General features: G+C 74.0%; 20 protein-coding genes. 11 read left to right on the forward strand and 9 right to left on the reverse strand.

The genetic code is table 11. The features are described from left to right. Positions 1-158: 158 nt before the first annotated feature. Entirely contained in the window at positions 159-872 is a 714-nt protein-coding gene (locus CKY47_RS27965; RefSeq protein ID WP_306749293.1) for an LPXTG cell wall anchor domain-containing protein, read from the forward strand. 111 nt (positions 873-983) lie between these two features. Here CKY47_RS27965 and CKY47_RS27970 read toward each other — a convergent pair whose 3' ends face one another. Beyond that, a complete protein-coding gene (locus tag CKY47_RS27970) occupies positions 984-2,057 on the reverse strand; it encodes an alkene reductase (protein ID WP_306749294.1) in 1,074 nt (357 codons plus the stop codon). A gap of 121 nt (positions 2,058-2,178) precedes the next feature. On the opposite strand from CKY47_RS27970, the gene CKY47_RS27975 reads away from it, so the two are divergent. Next, a complete protein-coding gene (locus CKY47_RS27975) occupies positions 2,179-2,685 on the forward strand; it encodes a MarR family winged helix-turn-helix transcriptional regulator (protein ID WP_306749295.1) in 507 nt (168 codons plus the stop codon). Here the strand turns inward: CKY47_RS27975 and CKY47_RS27980 are convergent. The 5 genes from CKY47_RS27980 to CKY47_RS28000 all read right to left on the reverse strand — a co-directional run bounded on the left by CKY47_RS27980 (position 2,682) and on the right by CKY47_RS28000 (position 8,625). Further along, entirely contained in the window at positions 2,682-4,208 is a 1,527-nt protein-coding gene (locus tag CKY47_RS27980) for a glycoside hydrolase family 13 protein (protein WP_306749296.1), read from the reverse strand. The two genes, CKY47_RS27975 and CKY47_RS27980, sit on opposite strands and share 4 nt — an antisense overlap. A 26-nt stretch (positions 4,209-4,234) precedes the next feature. Then, complete coding sequence (locus CKY47_RS27985; protein WP_306749297.1) at positions 4,235-5,074, reverse strand: carbohydrate ABC transporter permease; 840 nt, start codon at positions 5,072-5,074, stop codon at positions 4,235-4,237. Then, complete coding sequence (locus CKY47_RS27990; protein ID WP_306749298.1) at positions 5,071-5,940, reverse strand: carbohydrate ABC transporter permease; 870 nt, start codon at positions 5,938-5,940, stop codon at positions 5,071-5,073. Before CKY47_RS27990 ends, CKY47_RS27985 begins: the two co-directional genes overlap by 4 nt. After that, positions 5,940-7,295, reverse strand: coding sequence for an extracellular solute-binding protein (locus tag CKY47_RS27995; RefSeq protein ID WP_306749299.1), 1,356 nt, complete (start codon positions 7,293-7,295; stop codon positions 5,940-5,942). The genes CKY47_RS27990 and CKY47_RS27995 overlap by 1 nt, the downstream gene beginning before the upstream one ends. Before the next feature lie 328 nt (positions 7,296-7,623). Then, entirely contained in the window at positions 7,624-8,625 is a 1,002-nt protein-coding gene (locus tag CKY47_RS28000; protein WP_306749300.1) for a LacI family DNA-binding transcriptional regulator, read from the reverse strand. A gap of 147 nt (positions 8,626-8,772) precedes the next feature. On the opposite strand from CKY47_RS28000, the gene CKY47_RS28005 reads away from it, so the two are divergent. From CKY47_RS28005 to CKY47_RS28025, 5 genes are all read left to right on the forward strand, one after another. Beyond that, the gene (locus CKY47_RS28005; RefSeq protein WP_306749301.1) at positions 8,773-9,330 is read left to right on the forward strand and encodes a hypothetical protein; all 558 of its coding nucleotides are present in this window, start codon (positions 8,773-8,775) and stop codon (positions 9,328-9,330) included. 174 nt (positions 9,331-9,504) lie between these two features. Beyond that, positions 9,505-12,399, forward strand: a complete 2,895-nt coding sequence (locus tag CKY47_RS28010; RefSeq protein ID WP_306749302.1) for a type 2 lanthipeptide synthetase LanM family protein — start codon at positions 9,505-9,507, stop codon at positions 12,397-12,399. Continuing rightward, positions 12,396-12,605 carry a hypothetical protein gene (locus CKY47_RS28015; protein ID WP_306749303.1) on the forward strand — a complete coding sequence of 70 codons (210 nt, stop codon included), beginning with the start codon at positions 12,396-12,398 and terminating at the stop codon, positions 12,603-12,605. The genes CKY47_RS28010 and CKY47_RS28015 overlap by 4 nt, the downstream gene beginning before the upstream one ends. A gap of 92 nt (positions 12,606-12,697) precedes the next feature. Next, a complete protein-coding gene (locus tag CKY47_RS28020; protein ID WP_306749304.1) occupies positions 12,698-15,625 on the forward strand; it encodes a helix-turn-helix transcriptional regulator in 2,928 nt (975 codons plus the stop codon). Between the two features lie 30 nt (positions 15,626-15,655). Next, a complete protein-coding gene (locus CKY47_RS28025; protein ID WP_371320740.1) occupies positions 15,656-16,363 on the forward strand; it encodes a peptidylprolyl isomerase in 708 nt (235 codons plus the stop codon). A 15-nt stretch (positions 16,364-16,378) separates the two neighbouring features. Here CKY47_RS28025 and CKY47_RS28030 read toward each other — a convergent pair whose 3' ends face one another. Continuing rightward, entirely contained in the window at positions 16,379-17,110 is a 732-nt protein-coding gene (locus CKY47_RS28030; protein ID WP_306749305.1) for a hypothetical protein, read from the reverse strand. 94 nt (positions 17,111-17,204) lie between these two features. Here CKY47_RS28030 and CKY47_RS28035 point away from each other — a divergent pair, with 94 nt between their 5' ends. After that, on the forward strand, positions 17,205-17,864 hold the full coding sequence (locus CKY47_RS28035; protein ID WP_306749306.1) for an MOSC domain-containing protein: 660 nt from the start codon (positions 17,205-17,207) through the stop codon (positions 17,862-17,864). A 3-nt stretch (positions 17,865-17,867) separates the two neighbouring features. On the opposite strand, the gene paaZ is transcribed toward CKY47_RS28035, so the two are convergent. Beyond that, a complete protein-coding gene (gene paaZ, locus CKY47_RS28040) occupies positions 17,868-19,892 on the reverse strand; it encodes a phenylacetic acid degradation bifunctional protein PaaZ (RefSeq protein WP_306749307.1) in 2,025 nt (674 codons plus the stop codon). A 137-nt stretch (positions 19,893-20,029) separates the two neighbouring features. On the opposite strand from paaZ, the gene CKY47_RS28045 reads away from it, so the two are divergent. Genes CKY47_RS28045 through CKY47_RS28055 form a run of 3 tightly spaced genes read left to right on the forward strand, consistent with a single transcriptional unit; the run spans position 20,030 to position 23,420 of the window. Beyond that, a complete protein-coding gene (locus tag CKY47_RS28045) occupies positions 20,030-21,274 on the forward strand; it encodes a glycoside hydrolase family 16 protein (protein ID WP_306749308.1) in 1,245 nt (414 codons plus the stop codon). A 7-nt stretch (positions 21,275-21,281) separates the two neighbouring features. Next, positions 21,282-22,361, forward strand: coding sequence for an acyl-CoA dehydrogenase family protein (locus CKY47_RS28050; protein ID WP_306749309.1), 1,080 nt, complete (start codon positions 21,282-21,284; stop codon positions 22,359-22,361). Between the two features lie 48 nt (positions 22,362-22,409). Continuing rightward, positions 22,410-23,420, forward strand: coding sequence for an MsnO8 family LLM class oxidoreductase (locus CKY47_RS28055; RefSeq protein WP_306749310.1), 1,011 nt, complete (start codon positions 22,410-22,412; stop codon positions 23,418-23,420). A gap of 96 nt (positions 23,421-23,516) precedes the next feature. Here CKY47_RS28055 and CKY47_RS28060 read toward each other — a convergent pair whose 3' ends face one another. Beyond that, positions 23,517-24,422 carry a proteasome assembly chaperone family protein gene (locus tag CKY47_RS28060; RefSeq protein WP_306749433.1) on the reverse strand — a complete coding sequence of 302 codons (906 nt, stop codon included), beginning with the start codon at positions 24,420-24,422 and terminating at the stop codon, positions 23,517-23,519. Between the last annotated feature and the right edge of the window lie 3 nt (positions 24,423-24,425).

Raw genomic sequence — 24,425 nt, forward strand, 5'->3', positions numbered from 1 at the left:
TCGTGATCGTCCTCAGGCGACGTCTGCGAAACGCCCATAAGGGACTCAGAGCGGGCCTCATGTGGACGTTCAGTAGTTACCAATACCCCGATCGGGTTGTTATCTAACCCCGTATAGGGTGACCGCGTTCTCCTCAGCCCTCCCCTCAGGAGCAATTCATGCAGCTCGCCAGAGTCGGCGCTGTCCTCGGTGTCGCCGCGGCCGTCGTCACGACCGGCCTCCTCACCGCTCTGCCGGCATCGGCACACGACAAGATGTTCCGCGCGGAGTGCATGGACGGCAAGGCCGTCCTCCACGTCAACCTGACCCGGTACGCGCCGAAGACCGACGACAAGACGAACTACCTGAAGATCACGCTCGACGGGAAGCACTTCAAGATCATCGAGTTCGGCGACAAGCTGGTCGAGAAGTACTCGGCCGAGGTCGACCTCACCGTGCAGCACAAGTTCTACGCCGAGGTCGACGCGTACGACGGCCACAACGGCACGCAGTTCGACCACAAGACCGACCCCGACGACAAGAACATGATCGTCAAGCCGTGCCCGGAGCAGGTGCCGCCGGTCGAGGAGCCCCCCGCCGAGGAGCCGCCGGCGGAGGAGCCGCCCGCCGAGGAGCCCCCCGCCGAGGAGCCCCCGGCCGAGGAGCCGCCGGCGGAGCAGCCCCCGGCCGAGGAGACCACCCCGGTGACGACCACCGAGGTCGCGCCGACCACGACCACGACCACCACGGCCGCGGTCGTGCCGGTCGCCGAGAAGGACGAGCTGGCGAGCACCGGTGCCAGCATCGCCATCCCGCTGGGCATCGGCGTCGTCCTGCTCGGCGGTGGCGCCGGCCTGCTGTTCTTCCTGCGCCGCCGCGCTTCGAACAGCTGAACGACCTGATCGGCCGGGACGACGGCCGACCGACCGGAGCCCCGGTCACCCCCTTCGCCGGGGTGACCGGGGCTCCGTCGTGCGAGCGGCGCCGCGGGTTCGGGCGCGGGCTCAGACGCGGGCGTCCTCCAGGGCCGGGTAGTCCGTGTAGCCCTGCTCCGCGCCGCCGTAGAAGGTCGCGGGGTCCGGCGTGTTGAACGGGCCGCCCGCCGCGAGCCGGACCGGCAGGTCGGGGTTGGCCAGGAACAGCACGCCGAAGCTCACCGCGTCCGCCGTCCCGTCCTCGACCAGGGCCAGGTGCTCGGGGCCGGTCGTCCCGCCCGGGGTGAACGGGTTGAGGATCAGCACCCCGCCGAACCGCTCGCGCAGCTCCAGCGTCAACGCGCGCCGGTCCGCCTCGCCGATGTGCAGGTAGGCGATGCCGAACGGCTCGATCGCGTCGACGAGGGCCGGGTACAGCACCTCGGGGTCGTCCTCGACCATGTCGTTGTACGGGTTGGCCGGGGAGATCCGCAGCCCGACGCGGTGGGCGCCGATCGCCTCGGACACCGCGCGGACGACCTCGACGACGAACCGCGCGCGGTTCTCCACCGTGCCGCCCCACTCGTCGGTGCGCCGGTTGGTACCGCTCGCCAGGAACTGGTGCAGCAGGTAGCCGTTGGCCCCGTGCAGCTCGACGCCGTCGAACCCGGCCTCCACGGCGTTGCGCGCGGCGGTGGCGAAGTCGGCGATCGTCCGTCGCACCTCCTCGCCGGTCAGCTCGACGGGCGTCACGTAGTCGTCCATGCCCGCGCCGGTGAACAGGGTGCCCGCGGCGCGCACGGGGGACGCGCCCACCGGGTGCAGGCCGTCGGGCAGCAGGCTGGGGTGGCCGATCCGGCCGGTGTGCATGAGCTGGGCGAAGATCCGCCCGCCCGCGTCGTGCACGGCGCGGGTCACGAGCTTCCAGCCCTCGACCTGCTCGGGGGTGTGCAGGCCCGGCGTGTCCGGGTAGCCCTGGCCGACCGCCGAGGGCTGGATGCCCTCGGTGATGATCAACCCGGCGCCGGCGCGCTGCGCGTAGTACTCGGCCGTGGTCGTGGTCGGCACGGTGCCGTACGCGCGGCTGCGGGTCATCGGGGACATCACGACGCGGTTGGGCAGGGTGGTGCCGGCCAGGTCGAGCGGCTCGAACGCGGTGGTCATCGGGTTCCCTCCGGTGGACGCGGTGTGCGCACTTACCTGTCCGAACAGCAATCACCGGCGGATCTATTCCGAGCAGGTCACCGTGACGGCGCTCACATCGCACGGCGGCTACACTGGAGACATGGCAGAAGCAGCCCAAAAGGCCATGTCGACGCCGGTTCCGCAGTCCGCCGAGGGCGGCCGGATCAGTCACGCCATCTTCCGCGTGGCCCGTCTCCACCGACTGCTGGCCGGACAGCTTCTCAGACAGGCAGGACTGCACCCGGGGCAGGAGGTGGTCATGATGCACCTCTGGGACGGCGGGCCCCGCCGCCAGGCCGACCTGTGCGGCGAGCTGGGCACGGACTCCGCGACGATGACGCGCACCGTGCAGCGGCTGGAGCGCGCGGGCTTCGTGCGCCGCTCCCCCGACCCCGGCGACGGCCGCGCCACGATCGTCGAGCCGACCGCCGCGAGCCAGGCGCTGCGCCGCGAGGTCGAGCGCATCTGGGCCGAACTGGAGGAGGCCACCATCGGCGCCATGGACGCCGACCAGCAGGCCGAGACCCTGGAGGTGCTCGGCCTGCTGGAGTGCAACCTGGCGAAGCGGACGGGCCGCGACCAGGTCGTCGTCCCCCCGGAGGACTAGCGGGACAGGTGCAGCCAGGCGGCGGTGTCGGTCGGCAGCAGGCCGTCGGCGTCGAGCGGACCGCTGGTGAGCAGCACGCCGTCGTGGTCGGGGAGGGCGACCGGGTCGGCGGACAGGTTGAGCACGCACGCGAAGTGCCCGCCGCGGCGGAACGCGACCACGTCCGGCCCGAGGTCCAGCCACTCCATCGGGCCGTCGCCCAGGTCGTCCCGCTCCCGGCGCAGCGTCAGCACCGCGCGGTAGTGGGCGAGCATCGAATCGGGGTCGCCGCTCTGCGCGGCCACCGACAGCGACCGCCAGTGCGCGGGCCTCGGCAGCCAGGACGGCCCCTCGTCACCCCACGGGATCGGCACGCGGCACCCGTCGCGGCCCCGGTCGGTGTGGCCGGAGCGCACCCACACAGGGTCCTCGCGCAGCTCGTCGGGCAGGTCGTCGACCTCCTCCAGGCCCAGCTCCTCGCCCTGGTAGACGTACACGCAGCCGGGCAGCGAGGTGGTCAGCATGATCGCCGCCCGCGCCCGCTCGCGGCCCAGCTCCAGGTCCGTCGGGGTGAGGTGCTGGCGCCGCCCGAAGTCGAACGACGAGTCCTCGCGGCCCATCCGCGACACGTGCCGCGTCACGTCGTGGTTCGACAGCACCCAGGTGGGCGGCGCGCCGACCGGGGCGTGCGCGGCGAGCGTGGCGTCGATGACCCGGCGCAGCTCCCCCGGCTCCCACGGGCAGCACAGGAAGTCGAAGTTGAACGCCGAGTGCAGCTCGTCCGGCCGCAGGTAGCGGGCGAACCGCTCGGGGTCGGGCAGCCACATCTCGCCGACGAAGACCCGTTCGTCCGGGTACTCGTCGAGCACCCGCCGCCACGACCGGTAGATCTCGTGCACGCCGTCCTGGTCGGAGTACGGCGTCTCGGCGTCCGGCCGGGAGAAGTCCTTGACCAGGCCGTCGGCGACGTCGATGCGGAACCCGTCGACGCCCCGGTCCAGCCAGAACCGCAGGATCGACTCGAACTCGGCCCGCACCTCGGGGTTGGTCCAGTTCAGGTCGGGCTGCTCGGCGGCGTAGAGGTGCAGGTACCAGCTCCCGCCGTCGGGCGTGCGGCTCCACGCGGGGCCGCCGAACCGGGACTGCCAGTCGTTGGGCGGCTCGTCGCCGTCGTGGAACCAGAACCGGTCCCGCCCCTTGCCGGCCAGCGCCTCCCGGAACCAGGGGTGCTGGTCGGAGCAGTGGTTGGGGACGATGTCGATGATGACCCTGATGCCCAGCGCGTGCGCCTCGCCGATCAGCTTCTCCGCCTCCACGAGGGTGCCGAACTGCGGCTCGATGTCGCGGTAGTCGGCGACGTCGTAGCCGCCGTCGGCCAGCGGCGACGGGTACCAGGGGCTGAGCCAGATCGCGTCCACACCCAGCCCGGCGAGGTGGGGGAGCTTCTGGCGGAGTCCCGCGAGGTCCCCGATCCCGTCGCCGTTGCCGTCGGCGAAGCTGCGCGGGTACACCTGGTAGATGGCCGCACCGCGCCACCAGTTCATGTGGATTCCTCCCTCGGTGAAGGTGGTCAGCCCTTGACGCCGCCCGCGGTGAGACCCGCGAGCACGTGGCGCTGGAACACCAGGAACAGACCGATCATCGGCGCGCTGGAGAGCACCAGGCCCGCCAGCAGCAGGTTGACCGGGGTGTCGGGGGCGAAGCGCTGCAACGCGACGCTGAGCGTCTGTCGAGCGGGGTCGGAGAACACCAGCAGCGGCCAGATGAAGTCCTTCCAGGCTGCCACGACCGCGAAGATGGACACCACCGCCAGGACGGGCCGGGACAGCGGGAGCACGATGCGCCACAGCATGGTGAGCTGACCGGCGCCGTCGATGCGCGCCGCCTCCAGCACCTCCGCCGGCAGCTGGTCGAAGAACCGCTTGAGCAGGAACACCGTGAAGGCGTTGGCCGCGCCGAGCAGCCACAGCGACAGCGGGTTGTCGAGCAGGCCCAGGTCGGAGATGGTCAGGTAGGTGGGGACCAGCAGCACCGACGCGGGCATCATGAGCGTCACCAGCATCGCGCCGAGGATGCCGCCGCCCAGCACGGGCCTCAGCCGGGACAGCGCGTAGGCCGCGGGCACGTCGACGGCCAGCTGCACCGCCCACGTGCCGACCGCGACGACGAGCGTGTTCCGGAAGTACCGGCCGAGGTCCATCAGGTCCCACGCCTCGGCGTAGGTGCCCGGCACCCACGTCTCGGGCAGGACCGTCGGCGGCACCCGGGCCAGCTCCGCGGCGGGCTTCATCGCCGAGAGCACCACCCAGACCAGCGGCACCACGAAGACCGCCGTGAGCACCACCGCGGTGACGACGAGCGCGACGGTGTGGCCGGCGCGCGAGCGCCCCGGCGCGATGAGCGTCCTCACGCGTCCGCCTTCCGCGTCACGCGCAGGTACAGGGCGGTGAACGCGCCGAGCACCAGCAGCAGCAACAGGCTCAGGGCACTCGCGGTGCCGAAGTCGTTGTAGTAGAAGGCGTAGCGGTACAGCAGCAGGAGCACGGTCACCGTGGAGTCCTCCGGGCCGCCGCCGGTCATCACGTACGGCTCGGTGAACACCTGCATGGTCGCCACGACCTGGAGCAGCGCCAGGACCAGCAGCACGAACCGGGTCTGCGGCACGGTGACGTGCCACAGCCTGCGCCACACGCTCGCGCCGTCCAGCTCTGCGGCCTCGTACAGGTCGCCGGGGATGGCCTGGAGGGCGGCGAGGTAGACGAGCGTGGCGGTGCCCAGGTTGGCCCAGGTCGCCACGACCACCAGCGACAGCATCGACGTGTCGGCGCTGTCGAGCCACGCCGCGCCCTCCAGCCCGAGCCCTCGCAGCGCGGTGTTGAGCAGGCCCGGACCGGGGTCGTACATCCACTTCCAGATCAGCGCGGCCACGACCGGCGGCAGCATCACCGGCAGGTACACGACGAGGCGGAAGTACGCCCTGAAGTGCCGCAGTTCGTTGAGCACCACCGCGAGCAGGAACGGCACCACGAAGCCGAAGACCAGGGCGAGCGCGGTGAACAGCAGGGTGTTGCGCCACGCCGTGGCGAACAGGGGGTCGGCGAAGAGCCGTTCGAAGTTCTCCCAGCCCACCCACACGGGGTCGTCGACGAAGTCGACCTGCTGGAAGCCCAGCACGGCCCCGCGCGCGATCGGGAACCAGGAGAACACCGCGAAGCAGACCAGCGCGGCGGACAGGAACCCGTACGCGGCCAGGTTCTCCGCGACGCGGCGCCGCATCACTTGACCTGCGCGAGCACGGGGTTCACCTTGGCCTCCGCGTCCGCCAGCAGCCGGGCGGGGTCGGCGTCGCGGTCGGTGAGCACGGCCTGCATGACGTTGTCGAGGATCGCGTAGACCTGCTGGGCGTTCGGCGGCTCGACCAGGCCCTGCGGGGTGGCGTCCACGTAGGACTTGAAGTTCGCCACCGGCACGGTCGCGAGCTTCTCCTTCAGCTCGGTCTGCCTGGCGGCGATGTCACCGGTCCAGACGTCGGACACCGGCGGCACGGGCAGACCGATGGGCTGTCCCTGGTCCTTGTAGCGCTGGAGGTTCTTCTCGAAGCGGTCCGGGTTGAGGAACTTCCAGGAGATCCACTTCAGGCCGGCCCTGATCTTCTCCGGCGACGCCTTCGGGTTGAGCATGTAGCCCTCGCCGCCGATCAGCGTGCCCTTGCCGTCCGGGATGCCGGCCAGGCCGTAGTCGGCGTAGTCGCCCTTGAACTGGTTGACCAGGGTGGGGATGTTGTCCGGTGCGGCCAGGTACATGCCGAGCCGGCCGGAGCCCATCATCTGCTGGACGTCCTCGATGACGAGGAGCTGCTTCTCGCCCATGGTGCCGTCGGTCCAGCGCATGTCCTTGAGGTGCTGGAGGACGGCCTTGCCCTTGTCGTCGTCGAAGTCGGCGACCCACTTGTCACCGTCCTGCCTGGCGATCCGCCCGCCCACGGAGTACATCCACGCGGTGAAGTGCCAGCCGCCCTGGTTGTTCTTGGAGTACTCGGCGAAGCCGACCTTGCCGTCGCCGAGCGCGGTGATCTTCCGGGCGGCCTCGCGGACCTCGTCCCACGTCGCCGGCGGCCGGTCCGGGTCCAGGCCGGCCTCGGTGAACAGGGCCCGGTTGTAGACCAGGCCCATCGAGTAGTTCGCGGTGGGGACGCCGTAGACCTTGCCGTCCTTGGTGAAGACCTCGCGCAGCTCGGGGCGGATGGCGTCGTAGTGCGGGACGTCCCGGACGTAGTCGGTGATGTCGGCCGCCTGGCGGCGGGCGATGAGGTTCGCGGGGTCGGTGAAGTACGCGTAGAACACGTCCTCCAGCTGACCGCCGGCGAGCTTCGCCGAGAACGTTTTGGGGTCCATGAACCCCTCGCGCGGCTCGATGTCGACGTCGGGGTTGGCGGCCTCGAACTCGGCCACGTCCTCGTCGAAGACCTTCCGGTCGAACGCCTGCGTCCGCGGCGGCTGCCCGTTGACCGTGATCGTGACCTTGCCGCCGGCGGCGCTCTCCCCGCCGCCCGACGAGCACGCGACGGCGGCGAGGCCCAGGCTGCCCGCGAGCAGCAGCACCGCCGCTCCGCGAAGGCTGGATGAGTTCATGGGCGGACCCTCTCCCTCGGGTGTGGTGTGGCGCACACGGTAGGTCCGCCCGACACACCTCCGCAAGATGTCTACGAAGTTCCGCAAACTAACGACATCATCTCGTAAGCCCGCTGCCGACGCCCGGCAAAAGACCCGGCTTCCACCGGGCCCTCACCTCCACACGAGAGTCCAACCCCAGGCAGCGAGAGTCCAACGCCCAGGACCCGTGAGGCCCACGTCCAGGCCTGGCGCGGCAGGGCCTGGACGTGGGACTCACGGGTCCTGGACGTAGAACTCAGGGCCCCCGGAGGTCGGACTCTCGGGACCTGGGGATTGGACTCTCGGGTCAGCGGGGGGCCGGTGCCGTGGAGGAGCGCACCACCAGCTCCGGCTCGAAGAGGAGTTCCTCGTCCGGCACCGGGGTGCCCGCGATCTGGTTGGCGAGCAGCTCCACGGCGGCGCGGCCCATCGCCTCGATGGGCTGGCGGACGGTGGTCAGCGGCGGTTCCGTGCAGGTCATGAGGGGCGAGTCGTCGTAGCCGACCACGGACACGTCGCGCGGCACGTTGAGCCCCTGGCGGCGCACGGCGCGCACGGCGCCCAGGGCCAGCGGGTCCGAGGCGCACAGGACCGCCGTGACGCCGCGGTGGAGCAGGCGGGTCGTCGCGGCCTGGCCGCCTTCGAGGGAGAACATGGCGTGCTCCTCGAACAGCTCCACGCCCGCCGCCGCCGCGCAGGCGGTCAGCGCGGTCAGCTTGCGCCGGGACGGCATGTGGTCGGTCGGGCCGAGCACCGCGCCGATCCGCACGTGCCCGAGCGCGACCAGGTGCCCGAACGCCTGCTCGACGGCCACCGCGTCGTCGCACGACACGCGCGGGAAGCCGAGGTCGTCGATCGCGGCGTTCACCAGCACGGCGGGCAGCTTGCGGCGCGTCATCTGGCGGTAGTGCTCGTGCGAGGCGGCGGCCTGCGCGTACTGGCCGCCCGCGAACACCACGCCCGACACGTGCTGCTCGAACAGCAGCTCCAGGTAGTCCGCCTCGGTCACGCCGCCGGCCGTCCGGGTGCACAGCACCGGGGTGAACCCGCGCTGCGCCAGGGCGTTGCCGACCACGTCGGCGAACGCGGGGAAGATCGGGTTCTGGAGCTCCGGCAGCACCAGGCCGACGAGCCGCGCGCGTTCGCCGCGCAACTGGGTGGGCCGTTCGTACCCGAGCACGTCGAGGGCGGTCAGCACCGCCGACCGCGTCGCGTCGGACACGCCGGGCTTGCCGTTGAGGACACGGCTGACCGTCGCCTCGCTCACACCGACCTTCGCGGCCACCTCGGCCAACCGCCGTTGCGTCATGGAGCAACTGTACGGCAGGATTTTCACCCTGCTTGCGCCGGCTTGCACTCGTTTGCGAGCGATTCGACAGGGGCGACCACGGCGGGGCCTCACCCGGTTGTCGCGCTTCCGGCCACCACCGGGTGGTCCGTGGGGTACAAATCCCCTGTGAAGCGGTGGGTGGTGGCAGTGGTGGCGCTGGCAGGTCCGATCCTGGCCGGCTGCGGCACGCCGGTGGAGGGCAGGGCCGTGCCGGCCCCGCGGTCCTCGACCGCGGGGGCCTCCCCCGACCTGGTCCGGTGGATGAACAACTACTGCGGCGTGGCGAACTACCTGATCGCCTCGGGCGGCGTGCAGTTCCCGCAGCCGGAGGGGGACCCCGCCGCGCTCAAGAAGGCGTTCTCCGACTCGCTGGGCCGGGTGGAGGACGTGCTGGAGGTCGCGCTGCACGACCTGGACGAGCTGACGCCCGCGCCGCAGCCCGCCGCGGACACCGCCGTCGAGGTCATCGCCGGGCCGCTGGGCCGGGCGCGGGACAAGTTCGTCTCGGCGAAGTCGACCGTGGACGGCGCGCCCGAGCTGACCGCGGACGTGTTCTCCTCCGTCATGCAGGACCTGACCGAGGCGGTCACCGTGATGAACGAAGCCGTGGAGAAGCTGGACGTCGTGTCGCTGCCCGACGAGTTCAAGGACGCGGGCGAGCAGGCCGAGAACTGCGCGAGCTGACCCGCCGCGCGGCGCCCGCCCCGCCGCGTCCGCCGGTCGGCCGGACCCTCACCGGTGCGGGTGACCTGCGACGACGCCTTTTCCGCATTGGTGCGGAGACGACCGGCCGCCGCCCGCAAATCTGGGGGCGACGCCCCCATGTGCGACGGGTTCGCGCATGACAACTTTGGCCGCGTGTTCCCCTCCGCCGTAGACCGACCCCCCGCCGAGTGGTGGCTCAGCGGCGTCCGCGGGAGCACCCACGAGCTGGTCGTCCCCCGTGGACGGCCCTCATGGGCCGCGTTCGTGGAACGCGCCACCGCGACCGCGGCCCGTGCAGACTTCCCCGGCGGCGACTGGGCCGGGGCGTTCGCCGCCGCCCTGCGCCCGCTGGTCCGCGAGGCGCTCCGCCGCGACCCGCGCCTCGACGACGCCTTCGCCCGCGACCTGGGCGCGCGGCTCGCCCGGGTCGCCGCCCGCACGCTGGTGCTGGAGCTGAACCTGGCGCGGGTCGCCGGCCGGCTCTCCGGGGACACCCCGCAGGCCCGGTTCGCCGACTTCGCGCGCACCGTGGACCTGCGCGCGCTGTTCGCCAAGTACCCCGTGCTCGCGAGGCTGCTCGGCCAGACCTGCCTCCAGGCGGTGGCGTCGCACGTCGAACTGCTCGACCGGTTCGCCCGGGACCGGCGCGAGATCGTGCGCGCCCTGCTCGGCGGCCGCGACCCCGGTCCCGTCGCGCGCGTCGAGACCGGCCGGGGCGACCCGCACGCGCGGGGCCGCTCGGTGGCCGTGCTGACCTTCGCCGACGGCCGCCGGGTCGTCTACAAGCCCCGCCCGGTCGCGCTGCACGTCGCGTTCACCGACCTGCTCGCGTGGTTCGACGGGCACACCGACCTGGGGCTGCGGGTGCCGCGCGCGGTGGCGCGGCCCACGCACGGCTGGCTGGAGTTCGTCGAGCACGCGGCGTGCGCCGACGAGGCCGGCGTCGGGCGGTTCTACCACCGGCTGGGCGGGCTGATCGCCCTGCTGTACGCGGTGGACGGCACGGACATGCACTACGAGAACCTGGTCGCGGCGGGCGACCGGCCGGTGCTGGTGGACGTGGAGACGCTGTTCCACCCGACCGTCGACACCACCGCGGACCCGGCGGCGCGCGCGCTGGCCCGGTCGGTGCACCGCACGGCCGTGCTGCCCAGCGTGCTGCTCGGCGAGCACGGCGCGCTGGACGTCGGCGGCACGGGCGGCGACCGCGAGCGGTACGCGGCCGACGGCGTGGCCTGGCTGCACCCCGGCACCGACCGGATGCGCCTGGTCCGCAGGCCCGCACCCGCGCCGACCGCGCACAACCGGCCCGTGGTGGACGGCGAGGAGGCCGAGGCCGCCGACTACCGGGACGCGCTGCTGGCCGGGTTCCGGATCGGCTACGACGCCCTCGCCGACCACCGCGCCGAGCTGCTCGGGAGCGGCGGCGAGGCCGGTCTGCTGGCCCGGTTCGCCGACCTTCCGGTGCGGTTCGTGCCGCGGATGACCCAGCTGTACGCGACGCTGCTCGACGAGTCCACCCACCCGGACGCGCTGCGCGGCGCCGATGCCCGCGACGACGCCCTCGACGTGCTGTGGGACGACTCGGCCGACCAGGAGGTGCTGCGCGCCCTCGTGCCGCACGAGCGGGCGGACCTGTGGGCGGGCGACGTGCCGCTGTTCACCACGCGGCCGGGCAGCCGCGACGTGTGGACCTCGACGGGGCAGCGGCTGCCGGACCTGCTGCCGGTGCCGGGCCTGGCCGCCGCGACGGCGAAGGTCGCCGCGCTGGACGAGGTGGACCGGCACGACCAGCAGTGGCTGATCAGCGCCGCCCTGGCGAGCCGGCCGCGCCCGGTGGAGCACCGCACCGGGCCGGGCGTGCCCGCGCCGGTGGAACCGGGCATCCCCGACCAGCAGCGGCTGCTGGTGGCCGCGTGCGGCATCGCCGACCAGGTGCTGGCGCAGGCCGCCGCCGACGACGGGCGGGTCAACTGGGTCGGGCTGGAGCTGGTGGACGACCGGCACTGGGCGGTGTCCGCCATGGGCGCGGGGCTGTCCAACGGCTACACCGGCGTCGCCCTGTTCCTCGCCCAGTTGGGCGCGCTGACCGGCGCGGACCGCTACACCGCGTTCGCCCGCGACGCGCTCGCCCCGCTGCCCGGCCTGCTGGCCGCGTTCGCCGAGGACGCCGAGCCGGCGGTCGCGGTGGGCAGCGGCGGGATGCACGGCCTGGGCGGTGTCTGCTACGCCCTGGCGCGGCTCGCGAACCTGCTCGACGACCCCGACATCACCGACTGGCTGCGCACCGCGCTGACCGTGGCGGCGACCGTCGAGCGGATCGGCGAGGACCCGGCGAACCTGGTCGAGGGCTGGGCGGGCGGGCTGGCCGCGATGCTGTCGGTGCGGGCGGAGAGCGGGCTGCCGGAGGCCGCGCCGCTGGCCCGCGCCTACGCCGACCGGCTGCTCGCCGCGTCCCCCGGCGGCGACGGCTTCGCCCGCGGCCGGGCCGGGGTCGGCTGGGCGCTGCTGCGCTACGCGCGGGCGACCGGCGACCAGCGCCACGGCGTGGCCGGGCGGGCGAACCTGCGCGCCGACCACGCGCTGCGCCAGCGGCTGCTGGACGTGACGGAGGCCGACCACAGCTGGTGCTCCGGCCTGTCCGGCGCGGTGCTCGCGCACGCCGCGCACCCCGGCCAGCCGGTCGACACGCACACCCTGCACCTGGACCGCTGCCTCAACGCCCTCGCCGTGCACGAACCGCTGCGCGACCTGAGCCTGTGCCACGGCGAGCTGGGCGTGCTGGAGTCGCTGACCTCGCTCGCCGAGCAGGGGCACGCGCTGGCCGCGGCCGCGCGGACCCGGCGCGCCGGCCTCGTGCTCGGCGTGCTCGACCAGTACGGGGCGCACTGCGGCACGCCGGGCGGCGTACCGTCTGCCGGGCTGCTGACCGGCCTCTCCGGAATCGGCTACGGGTTGCTCCGGCTGGGCTTCCCCGACCGGGTGCCGTCCGTGCTGCTGCTCGACACCCTGCGAACCACACACACCCCCGAGGAGAACACCCGATGAGCGACGCCACCCCCGCCGAGGTCACCACCTGGAGCGAAGACCAGGACGGCGACCACCCCGCCGGCGAGATGGCGCTGACCCGCAAGACCAAGGCGGGTGCGCGCGCCCGCGCGCTGGCCGGCCTGACCCTGGCCGTCGGCGCGTACGCGGTGGTCGCCGCCGCGGCGGGCAGCCAGACCGTGAGCGCGCCCGGCATGCCGTGCTGACCGCCTAGCGGTCCGGATCGCCGAACTGCCCGCCCGCACTGGGGGTGCGGGCAGTTTGGCGTGCGGTCGATCAGCTTGGCTAAGGTCGGGACATGCACACCCGCGCGCCGGTCGTGGTCGGCCGCGACGAAGAGGTCCGCGTCCTCCAGCAGGTGCTGGCCGACGCCGAGGCGCGTCGCGGTCGTGCCGTGTTCCTCGTCGGGGAGCCGGGCATCGGGAAGACCCGGTTGGCGCGCTTCGCCGCCGCCGGCGCGTTCGACCGCGGGATGCGGGTGCTCCGCGGGCGCGGCAGCACCATCGGGCCGATCGTGCCGTTCCGGCCGCTGGCCGAGGCGCTGATGTCCTTGTTGCGCGCGGGTGACGGCCCGGACCTGCGCGAACTCGGCCCCTACCAGTCGGCGCTGGGGCGGTTGGTGCCCGAGTGGGGTGTCGAGGAGCAGCGGCAGGTGCCCTCGGTGGTGGTGCTCGCCGAGGCGGTGCTGCGGCTGCTGGCCGTGGTCGGCCGGGACCGGCCGTGCCTGCTGGTGCTGGAGGACCTGCACGACGCGGACGCCGAGACGATGGCCGTCGTCGACTACCTGGTGGACAACCTGGACCAGGTGCCCGCCGCGCTGCTGGTGACCACCCGCGCGGACCCCGGGCCGACGCTCGACGTGGTGCGCCTGGCCGCGCAGCGGGAAGCCGGCGTGCTGCTGGAGCTGGGCCGGTTGGACGAGCGCCAGGTGCGCCGGATGGTGGCGCTGTGCCTGGAGGTCGACGACCGCCGCGTGCCCGACGAGGTCGTCGAGCGGGTGTGGGCGGACAGCGCGGGCAACCCGTTCGTGGTCGAGGAGATCCTGCACGGCCTGGTCAACGGCAACCTGCTGGTGCGCGGCCCCGGTGGGTGGCAGGTGCTGGGCGAGCTGCGCATCGGCGTGCCGTCCGCGCTGGTGCGGTCGATCGCGCACCGCACCGACCGGCTCGGCCCGCAGGGCCGCGAGCTGCTGTCGGCCGCCGCGGTGCTGGGGCACCGGTTCCCGCTGTCGGTGCTGCGCGTGGTAATCGGCATGGACGACCGGACCATGCTGTCGCACCTGCACGCGGGGGTGGCGGCGCAGCTCGTGACGCCGGACGAGCCCGTGCCCGACTGGTACGCGTTCCGGCACCCGATGACGGCCGAGGCGCTGCTCGCCCAACTGCCGCCGCCGCACCGGGCGGAGCTGGCCCGGCGGACGGCGGACGCCGTGCGGCGGCTGCACCCGGACCTGCCCGGCGAGTGGTGCGCGCTGGTGGCGTCGCTGCGGCTGGACGCCGGGCAGACCGCCGAGGCGGGCGCGCTGCTGGCCGAGGCGGGCAGGCGCGCGCTGGCCGACGGCGCCGCCGGGTCCGCGGTGCGGCTGCTGGACCACGCGCACCGGCTGCTGGCCAGCGGGGTGGACGTGTCGGTCCGCGCCGAGGTGCTGGACTCGCTGCTGCCCGCGCTGGCCGAGGCGGGCCAGTTCGAGCGGGCGTTCGCGCTGGTCGACGCGGTGGCCGAGCTGAGCGCCGCGGGCCTGGACCGGGGGCGGCGGGCCGACCTGCACGCCAGGCTCGCGATGGTCGCCAACACCGCCGGCCGGTGGACCGACGCCATCGGGCACGTGGGGACGGCGCGCACCCTGCTCGGCGCGGACGTGGACGACGAGCGCGAGGCGCGGCTCGACGCGCTGGCCGCCTACACCACGATGCACCTGGACGAGCCGAACCGGATCGAGGCCACCGAGTTCCTGGCCCGGCGCGCGGTCGACGCGGCGGAGCGGGTGCCGCTGCCCGAGGTGGGCTGCGAGGCGTGGCAGCTGCTGGGCGTGCTGGCGCGGGAGCGGGACCTGGGCGAGGCGGCCGAGTGCTTCGGCCGGGCGCGGGCGCTGGCCGAGGAGCACGGGCTGACCATCCCGCGGGTCCACTCGGTGGTCCGGCAGGCGAGCCTGGCGTGGCTGGCCGACGGGTCGCCGGCCGAGCTGGCCGAGGCGCGCGAGGAGGCGCTGCGGGTCGGCGCGATCAACCTGGCGTACAACGTGGACTGCATCCTCGGGCTGGACATGGTGCTGCGCGGGCACTACGACGAGGCGGCGGACCGACTGGCCCGGATCGCCGCGGACACCCGCCGGCTCCAGCTCAAGCACCTGACGCTGTACGTGCTGATGGCGCAGGCGACCGCGGCGGCGCACCAGGGCAGGCGGGCCGAGATGGACGCCGCGATCGAGGCGTTCGACCGGGTGGGCGGGGTCGGCTCGCAGGAGCGACCGCTGTGCTTCGGGTTGGCGCGGGCGTTCTGCGCGCTGCTGGAGGAGGACCGGGCGGCGGCCGGTCAGGACCTGGCGCGCGCGATGGCGCACGAGGCGGAGACGCCGACGGTGTACCACCTGTCCGGCCGGCACGGGATGCGGTTGCTGCTGGGCGCGCTGTCCGGCGAGCTGGACCTGGACGGGTACCGCGCGGTGACGCGGTCGGCCGCGGCCGGGATGCGGTGGAACCGGGTGTTCGCCCGGTTCGCGCTGGCCGTGCTGCTGGGCCGGGCGGGGCGCGAGGCGGAGGCGGCGCGGGCGGTGCGCGAGGCCCGCGAGGCGGCGTCGACCTTCCCGCTGGCCCGGAACCTGGGGCTGCGCCTGGTCGCCGAGGGCGCGGTGGCCGACGGCTGGGGCGAGCCCGTGGCGTGGCTGCGGACCGCCGAGGAGTACTTCCACCAGGCCGGTCACGCGGCGGTGGCCAGCGCGTGCCGCGGGCTGCTGCGCCAGGTGGGCGCGTCGGTGCCGCAGCGCCGCACCGGCACCGACCGGGTGCCCCGCGTGCTGCGCGCGCTGGGCGTGACGGTGCGCGAGTTCGAGGTGCTGGAGCTGCTGGCGGGCCGGTTGGGCAACAAGGCCATCGCGACCCGGCTGCACATCTCGCCGCGCACGGTGGAGAAGCACGTGGCGAGCCTGATCACGAAGACCTCGCAGCGGGACCGCGAGGCGCTCAGCTGCTTCGCGGCGTCCCTCGGACCCGCCGACCGGCCCTGGTGACCGCCGCACCGCTGCGCTAGACCTGTGCCGGTGAAGACTCTCGCAGCGGCAGCGCTCCTGCTCGGCACCCTGCTCACCGGCGGGGTCGCCCACGCCGCGCCCGGCGCCGAACCCGGCACGACCCCCGGTCCCTGCGGTTACGCGGCGACGCCGGACGACCCGGCCGCGCGCCCGGTGCCCCTGCCGCCGGACCCGCGCCGCACCCCCGACCGGGGCCACCCCGTCGTGCTGCTCGCGACGAACCAGGGCCCGGTGCCGCTGGTCCTCGACCGGGCGCAGGCCCCGTGCACCACCCAGAGCTTCCTGCACCTGGTGCGCGAGCACTTCCACGACCGCACGACGTGCCACCGGCTGACCGCCTACCCGACGTTGAAGGTGCTCCAGTGCGGCGACCCGTCGGGAACCGGGGAGGGCGGCCCCGGCTACCGCTACCGGGACGAGCTGCCCACCTCGCTGCCGCCCGCGCCGAACGACCCGACCGGTGAGCGCCGCACCTACCCGCGCGGCACGCTCGCGATGGCCAACGCGGGTCCCGACACCAACGGCAGCCAGTTCTTCCTGGTCACGGCCGACTCGGTGCTGCGGCCGAACTACACGGTCTTCGGGCGGGTCACCGACGCGGGCCTGGCCACCCTGGACCGCGTCGCGGCGGGCGGCGTCGCGCCGAACCCGGACAGCGAGCTGGACGGCCGCCCCGCGCTGCGCACGGACATCCGCCTGGCGCTGCGCCTGCTGTGACGGCTCGCGGGCGGGTCACGGGACGGGGGCGGTCACCCGGACGTCGGCGTTCCAGTTCGAGAACCGGTGCACCACGCGCTGGAACGTGGTGTCCTCCAGCGTCGTGAGCACCTGCTCGACCCGCACCGGCAGGTCGCCGGGGCCGACCCACACGACGGCGGTCGCGGTGAACCCGGACTCGTCGGCGGCGAGGAGCTGGGCCCGGCGCGTGGCGTCGGGCGTGCGCTCCGCCTGGACCCTCAGGTCGACGAGCATCGTGTACCGGTGCGTCGGCACGCCGTCCAGGACCTCCTCGGCGCGGGCCACGACCAGCGCGCCGGCCAGCGACCGCACGACCGCCGCCGGGTCGACCTCGTCGGGCAGGTCCCCGATCGTGGCGTCCGCCCGCACCGGGACGCGCTCCCCCGGGTCGTGCCTGGTCCAGGTCCCGCCGGCGGTGCGGCTGTACCCGGCGTCGGCCAGCACGACGACGTCGGTGCCGTCCTCGGTGAGCGACAGCAACCGGCCCTCGGGGGCGCGCAGCAGGTCGCCGTCGAGGCGCACCTCGCGGCCCGCCACGGCGTTCTCGGCGGCGAACCGCACGGAGCGCTGCTCGTCGGCGCGCGCGGCCGCGGTGGCGACCAGGGCCGCGCTGTCCTCGGCGACCGGCCCGAGGGCCGGGGCGGGCAGGCCGCGGGGCTCCGCGCACCCCGCCGCCACCAGGGCCAGCACGAGCACCGACACCGACGTGACCACGGACCTGCGCATGTGCCTCCCACCGACGGTGATCCACCGCCATCCTCCCCCACCGCGCCGGGTGACGGGTCGGAACCCCGCGACTGCCCGGGTTACCGTCGGGCGCATGTCCCACGTGCTCTCGCTCAACGTCGGTTCCCGGGTCGGGTGCGACCAGGCGGAGGTCGGTCACACCGGCATCGGCAAGCGCCCCGTGACCACCTCCGTCGAGGTCCGCGCGCCGGGCCCCGCCGGTGTCGGCGGCAGCGGCCTGGTCGGCGACCACATCTCCGACCTGCGCCACCACGGCGGCGACCACCGGGCGGTGTACGCCTACGCGCGCGAGGACCTGGACGGGTGGTCGGCCGAGCTGGGCCGCGACCTGCCGCCGGGGCTGTTCGGGGAGAACCTGACCACGGTCGGCGTGGACGTGTCCGGCGCGCGCATCGGCGAGCGGTGGCGCGTCGGCGACCTCGTGGTGCAGGTCACGAGCCCGCGCATCCCGTGCCGGACGTTCGCGGCCGTGATCGGCGAGCGCGGCTGGGTGAGGGCGTTCACGCGGCGGGCCGCCCCCGGCGCGTACCTGCGGGTGGTCGAGCCGGGGACGATCGTGGCGGGTGACCAGGTCGCGGTGGTGCACCGGCCGGGGCACGGCGTGACGGTGCGGACCGCGTTCCAGGCCCTCACGCTGCGCCCGGAGCTGCTGCCCGACCTGCTCGCGGCCGGTGACGACCTGCCGGAGGAGCTGCGGCGCCGGGTCGGGCGGCGGCTGCCCGACCCGGCGTGAGCGCTACCGCTTGGCCACGAGCGTCAGCACGTCGTACTTCGCGACCGACTCGCCCTTCTGGTTGACCACGTCGGCGTCCCAGCGCACCTCGCCGTAGTCCTGGTCCTCGCGGGGCGTGATCTGCTTCGCCGTCAGCGTCACGGTCAGCTCGTCACCGGGGAACGTGGGCGTGAGGAACCGCAGGTTCTCCAGGCCGTAGTTGGCGAGCACCGGCCCCGGCTCGGGCGAGACGAACAGGCCCGCCGCGAACGACACCACCAGGTAGCCGTGCGCGACCCGGCCGCCGAAGAACGGGTTCGCCGCCGCGGCCTCCTCGTCCGTGTGCGCGTAGAACGTGTCGCCGGTGAACTCGGCGAAGTGCTCGACGTCCGCCAGGGTCACGGCGCGCGGCCCGGCGACGACGGTGTCGCCGACCTTCAGCTCGCGCAGCGACTTGCGGAAGGGGTGCACGTCGGACTCGGTGCGCGGCGCGCCCGCGACCCAGCGCCCGGTGACCGCGCCGAGCACGCGGGGGCTGCCCTGCACGGCGGTGCGCTGCATGTGGTGCAGCACGCCGCGGATGCCGCCCAGCTCCTCGCCGCCGCCCGCGCGGCCGGGGCCGCCGTGGACCAGCGCCGGGAGCGGCGAGCCGTGGCCGGTGGACTCCTTCGCGTCGTCGCGGTCGAGCACGAGGACGCGCCCGTGCCACGGCGCCAGGCCCAGCACGACCTGGCGCGCGAAGTCCGCGTCGTGCGTGACGACGGAGCCGACGAGGCTGCCCGAGCCGCGCGCGGCCAGCTCGACGGCGTGCTCGACGCCGTCGTAGGCCATCAGCGTGGACACCGGGCCGAACGCCTCCACCTCGTGCGGCTGGGCGTGGTCGGGGTCGGCCTTGAGCAGCACCGGCGACAGGAACGCGCCGCGCTCGGCGTCGGCGTCCACCACGTCCACCCGGTCCGGTGAGCCGTGGACGACCTCGCCGACCTCCAGCAGCGCCTTGAGGGAGCGCCGGACCTCCTCGCGCTGCTCCAACCCGGCCAGCGCGCCCATCCGCACGGTCTCGTTGGCCGGGTTGCCGATGACGACCTTCGCCAGCCGCGCGCTCGCGGCCTCCGCCACGGCGTCCAGCAGGTTCGAGGGGACCAGGGCGCGCCGGATCGCGGTGCACTTCTGGCCGGCCTTGGCGGTCATCTCGGCGACGAGCTGCTTGACGAACAGGTCGAACTCGGGGGTGCCCTCGACCGCGTCCGGGCCGAGGATCGAGCAGTTCAGCGAGTCGGCCTCGGCGTTGAAGCGCACGCCGTGGCGGATGACCGCGGGGTGGGTGCGCAGCAGCTGGGCGGTGGACGCGGAGCCGGTGAAGCCGACCAGGTCCTGCGGGGTGAGGTGGTCGAGCAGGTCGCCCGCGCTGCCCGAGACGAGCTGGAGGGAGCCCTCGGGCAGCAGCCCGGAGCCGATGACCAGCTCCACCAGCCTCTCCGTCACGTACGCGGTCTGCGAGGCGGGCTTGACCAGCGACGGGACGCCCGCGAGGAACGCCGGGGCGAACTTCTCCAGCGGCCCCCAGACCGGGAAGTTGAACGCGTTGATCTGCACGGCGACGCCTCGCAGCGGGGTGCAGACGTGCTGGCCGACGAACGTGCCGCCGCGGCTGAGCGGCTCCACCGCGCCGTCGACGTGGACCGTGTCGTTGGGCAGCTCGCGCTTGCCCTTGCTCGCGTAGCCGAACAGCACGCCGATGCCGCCGTCGACGTCGACCAGCGAGTCCGTCCTCGTGGCGCCGGTGCGCGCGGACAGGGCGTACAGCTCGTCGCGGTGCTCGCGCAGGTGCGAGGCCAGCGCCTTGAGCAGGGCGGCGCGCTGGTGGAACGTCAGTTCCCGCAGCGCCGGGCCGCCGACGCGCCTGCCGTGGTCCAGGGCCGCGGCCATGTCGATGCCGGCCGAGGAGATCCTGGTGATCTCCTCGCCGGTCACGGCGTCGTGCAGCGGTGCGCCCTCGGCGTCCGGGGTGTGCCAGCGTCCGGACACGTAGCTGCGCAACTTGGCCATGGGGTGTCGACCTCCTCGTCGGGCCGGTGGGTGTCCCGGCATGACCGACAGTAAAGCGCCCGCACTTTCATCGTGACTTGATTAAAGGTCATGCAGTAACTTCCGACCTGGCCGCCGCCAAAGTGAAGGGAGTGTCGATGAGGACACGAGTGGTGGTGAGTGCGGTCGCGCTCGCCTTCGGCGTGATCGCGGTACCGGCCGCGCAGGTGGGCGCCGCGCCGTCACCCGCCGCGGACCCCGGCGTGGGCACCATGGCGGTGACGTTCGCCGAGGAGTTCAACGGCGCCGCCGGCACGCGGGTCGACGGCTCCAGGTGGAACACGGAGACCGGCGACAACAACGGCAACAACCGCGAGCACCAGTGGTACACGGACTCCGCGTCCAACGCGGCGATGGACGGCGCGGGCAACCTCGTCATCACCGCCCGCAAGGAGAACCCGGGCAACTGGAACTGCTGGTACGGCCGCTGCCAGTACACCTCCGCGCGGATCAACACCGCGGGCAAGTTCACCTCCACCTACGGCAAGGTGGAAGCCCGGATGAAGATGCCGCGCGGCAAGGGCATCTGGCCCGCGTTCTGGATGCTCGGCCAGGACATCAACTCCGGCAACCCGTGGCCGGGCAGCGGCGAGATCGACATCATGGAGTTCCTGGGCCACGACCTCGACACCGTGTACGGCACCATCCACGGACCCGGCTACTCGGGCGCGGGCGGCATCGGCGCGGCGTACAACGGCCCGAACTTCGCCGACGGCTTCCACACGTTCGCGGTCGAGTGGACCCCGCAGGGCATCGCGTGGTCCGTGGACGGCAACGTCTACCAGCGCCGGGGGCCGGGTGACGTCGGCGGCAACCAGTGGGTGTTCGACAAGCCGTTCTTCATCATCCTGAACCTCGCGGTCGGCGGCGAGTGGCCGGGCTACCCGGACGCGAGCACCACGTTCCCGCAGCAGTTCCTGATCGACTACGTCCGCGTGTCCACGATCGACGGCAACCCGCCCGCGGGCGGCCCGATCACCGGGATCGGCGGCAAGTGCGTGGACGTGGCCGGCGCGAACCCCGCCAACGGCACCCCCGTGCAGCTCTACGACTGCAACGGCACCAACGCCCAGCGGTGGACGCGCCAGGGCGACACGCTCCGCGCCCTGGGCAAGTGCCTCGACGCGGCGTCCGGCGGCACCGCCGACGGCACGCTCGTGCAGCTGTGGGACTGCAACGGCACCGGCGCGCAGCGGTGGGCCGTCAGCGGCGCGAGGGACATCGTGAACATCCAGGCGAACAAGTGCCTGGACGCGAAGGACAACAGCTCCGCCAACGGGACCAGGTTGCAGATCTGGACCTGCGGCGGAACCGCCAACCAGAAGTGGAACGTTGCGGCATGATCGGGACGTGCACCCACTGATCAGGGCCGAGGCGGCCACGTCCGAGCGCGACCGGCGACTCTCCCCGGCGGTCGTGGCGGAACTGGTCCGGGCGGGCGCGACGCGGATGCTCGCGCCCGCCTCCCTCGGCGGCCGTGAACTCGACCTGCCCACGTGGGTGGCGGAGGTGGAGGACCTGGCGCGCGCCGACGGCTCGACCGGCTGGACCGCCATGACCACCAGCGCCACCTCGTCGCTGGCCTGGTACCTGCCGCCCGAGACGGCCGAGGAGGTCCTCGGGTCGCCCGGGTCGGTGCTCGCGGGCACCGCCGCGCCGCTCGGCCGGGCCGTCGCGGTCGACGGCGGCCACCGCGTCACCGGCCGGTGGGGCTGGGGCAGCGCCGTGCCGCTGTGCGACTGGGTGGTGGGCGGCGTGGTGACCGACGCCGGACCGCGCCTGGCGATCTTCCCGGCGGCCGACGTGACCGTGCACGACACGTGGCACGCGGCGGGCCTGCGCGCCACCGCCTCCCACGAGTGGGAGGTCGCCGACGCGTTCGTGCCGACCCGCCGCCAGGTGTGGCCGCCCACCGCGACCGCGGACGCGCCGCTCGCGCGGTTCCCGTTCCTCGCCTTCCTCGCCGTGGGCGTCGCGGCCGTCTGCCTGGGCGTCGCCGCCCGCGCGGTCGAGGAGGTCGAGTCGCCGGCCCGCGCCAAGACCCGCCAGTACGCCACCGCCGTCCTGGCCACCGAGACCGGCGCGCAGCTCGACCTGGCCACCGCCGAGGCGAAGCTGTCCGCGGCGCGGGCGTTCCTGCGCGCCGAGGTCGCCGCCCGCTGGGCCGACGCGGTGGCGGGCGTCCCGGCGGACACCAGCGCCCGCGCCCGGCTGCGCCTGGCGTGCTCCCACGCCGCCGCCGAGGCCGCGGACGTCACCAGGCTGGCGTTCGCCGTCGGCGGGGGCAGCTCGGTGTTCGAGGACTCGCCCCTCCAGCGGTGCCTGCGCGACGCCCACGTGGCCGCGCAGCACGCGATGGTCTCCCGGCGGCACTTCGAGACCTACGCCAAGGTCAGGCTGGACGTGCCCGTGGACACCACGCGCCTCTAGCCCGCGCGGCTCCGGAATGCGGGCTCCGGCGGGGTCGTTGCACGGGGTGTGGAGCTCTCGGTGCTGGACCGCTCGCGCGTGCGCGCCGGGCACACCCACGCCGAGGCGCTGCGCGACACCGTGGCGTTCGCCCGGGAGGTCGAGGAGCTGGGCTACCACCGCTTCTGGGTGGCCGAGCACCACGCCGTGCCCGGCGTGGCGGGGTCGGCGCCCACCGTGCTGGCCGCCGCGGTCGCCGCCGCCACGTCGCGCATCCGCGTGGGCACCGGCGGCGTGATGCTGCCCAACCACCGGCCGCTGGTCGTGGCCGAGCAGTTCGGCGTGCTCGAATCGCTGTTCCCGGGCCGGATCGACATGGGCCTGGGCCGCTCGGTCGGCTTCACCGGGGCCGTCCGCCGGGCGCTGGGGCACGACCGCGAGGACGCGGAGGAGTTCGGTCCCCGGCTGGCGGAGCTGCTCGCCTACTTCCGCGGTGACGGGCCGGTGCGCGCCTACCCGGCGCACGGCCTGCGGGTCTCGCCGTTCGTCCTGGCCACCGGCGCGGGCGCGCTGACGGCCGCGGCCCACGGCGTGCCGCTGGTGATCGGCGCGTTCCGCGGCGAGGACGCCCTGCTGGAGGCCGTCGACGCCTACCGCGCCCGCTTCACCCCGTCCCCCTGGGCGGCGGAGCCGTACGTGGTGGTGTCCACGACCGTCGCCGTGGCCGACACCGCCGAGGAGGCCTGGCGCCTGCTGCTGCCCGAGGCCTGGGCGATGGCCCGGTCGCGCACCCGCGGCGACTTCCCGCCCCTGGCCGCGCCGGACGACGTCCTCGCGGCCACCATGACCGCCCGCGAGCGCGCCTACTTCGAGCAGGCGCTCCGGGGGCACGTGCACGGCACCCCCACCGAGGTCGCCGAGGACCTGACCGCCCTGGTGGAGCGCACCGGCGCCGACGAGGTCCTGGTCACCACCAGCACCCACGACCGCGAGGCCCTCCTGACCTCCTACCGCCTCCTGGCCACCCTCGTCGAGAGTCCGGCGCCCGGGCTTCGGGAGTCCGGCACCCGGGTCCGCTGAGTTCTCCATCCGGACCAACCGGTCTGCATGCCCGGATGGAGAACCCGCGAAGCCCGGAGGTCGGACTCCCGGGGCCTGGGCGTTGGGCTCCCGGGGTCAGTCGCGTTGCTGCTCGGCGAGGAAGCGCTCGAACTCGGCGCCCAGCTCGTCCGCGCTGGGGAGTTCCTCGTCGTCGGCGATCAGCAGGTTCTCCGCCTTCTCGGACGCCTCGGCGAACGCGTCGTACTGGCGCTCCAGCGCCTCGACGACCTGCGCGACCTCGGCGGACTCGGCCACCTGGCGGGCGATCTCGGCGTCGGTCCGCCGCGCGGCCTCGTTGAGGTCGGCGGCCTGGATCACCAGGCCCGTCGACTTCGTCAGGGCCTTGAGCAGCCCGAGCGCGGCGGTCGGGTACGCGCCCTGCGTGAGGTAGTGCGGCACGTAGGCGGCGAAGCCCATGGCGTCGAGACCGGCCTGCCCGAGGCGCAGCTCCAGCAGCGCCGACAGGTTGCCCGGCACCTGCACCCGGTTGAACGGCGACTTCTCGACGACCAGCTCGGGCCGGGTGGCGTGCGAGATCACCGACAGCGCGCGGGTGTGCGGCACACCCATGGGGATGCCGTGGAAGCTCACCGCGAGCCGCACGCCCCACCGCTCGACGAGGGCGCGCACCGCCGCGACGACCGCCTCCCAGCGCCGGTCCGGCTCCGGGCCGGTCATCAGCAGGAACGGCGTGCCGACCGCGTCGTGCAGCAGGTGCACCACCAACTCGGGCGCGGCGTAGTCCTCCCACCGGTCCGTGGCGTAGGTCATGGTGGGCCGCCGCGCGCGGTAGTCGATCAGGTCGTCGACGTCGAACCGGGCGATCACCCGGTGCTCGTGCGCGTCGAGCAGGTGCTCCACGAGCGTCGAACCGGCCGACCCGGCGTCCATGAAACCGTCGAAGTGGTGCAGCAGCACCGCTCCGGTCAGGTCCGGGACGTCGGAGTCGACCTCGAACAGCTCCTCCGGGTCCTGCGCCACGTC

The sequence above is a fragment of the Saccharothrix longispora genome (assembly GCF_030852425.1).
Lineage (GTDB): Bacteria > Actinomycetota > Actinomycetes > Mycobacteriales > Pseudonocardiaceae > Actinosynnema > Actinosynnema longispora.

Excerpts from the sequence above, each read along its gene's own strand:
- CKY47_RS28020 (WP_306749304.1), top strand. The coding sequence starts at position 12,698 with ATGCACACCCGCGCGCCGGTCGTGGTCGGCCGCGACGAAGAGGTCCGC.
- CKY47_RS28015 (WP_306749303.1), top strand. The coding sequence starts at position 12,396 with ATGAGCGACGCCACCCCCGCCGAGGTCACCACCTGGAGCGAAGACCAG.
- CKY47_RS27980 (WP_306749296.1), bottom strand. The coding sequence starts at position 4,208 with ATGAACTGGTGGCGCGGTGCGGCCATCTACCAGGTGTACCCGCGCAGC.
- CKY47_RS27990 (WP_306749298.1), bottom strand. The coding sequence starts at position 5,940 with ATGCGGCGCCGCGTCGCGGAGAACCTGGCCGCGTACGGGTTCCTGTCC.
- CKY47_RS27970 (WP_306749294.1), bottom strand. The coding sequence starts at position 2,057 with ATGACCACCGCGTTCGAGCCGCTCGACCTGGCCGGCACCACCCTGCCC.
- CKY47_RS28030 (WP_306749305.1), bottom strand. The coding sequence starts at position 17,110 with ATGCGCAGGTCCGTGGTCACGTCGGTGTCGGTGCTCGTGCTGGCCCTG.
- CKY47_RS27995 (WP_306749299.1), bottom strand. The coding sequence starts at position 7,295 with ATGAACTCATCCAGCCTTCGCGGAGCGGCGGTGCTGCTGCTCGCGGGC.
- CKY47_RS27975 (WP_306749295.1), top strand. The coding sequence starts at position 2,179 with ATGGCAGAAGCAGCCCAAAAGGCCATGTCGACGCCGGTTCCGCAGTCC.
- CKY47_RS28000 (WP_306749300.1), bottom strand. The coding sequence starts at position 8,625 with ATGACGCAACGGCGGTTGGCCGAGGTGGCCGCGAAGGTCGGTGTGAGC.
- CKY47_RS28035 (WP_306749306.1), top strand. The coding sequence starts at position 17,205 with ATGTCCCACGTGCTCTCGCTCAACGTCGGTTCCCGGGTCGGGTGCGAC.
- paaZ (WP_306749307.1), bottom strand. The coding sequence starts at position 19,892 with ATGGCCAAGTTGCGCAGCTACGTGTCCGGACGCTGGCACACCCCGGAC.
- CKY47_RS27965 (WP_306749293.1), top strand. The coding sequence starts at position 159 with ATGCAGCTCGCCAGAGTCGGCGCTGTCCTCGGTGTCGCCGCGGCCGTC.
- CKY47_RS28045 (WP_306749308.1), top strand. The coding sequence starts at position 20,030 with ATGAGGACACGAGTGGTGGTGAGTGCGGTCGCGCTCGCCTTCGGCGTG.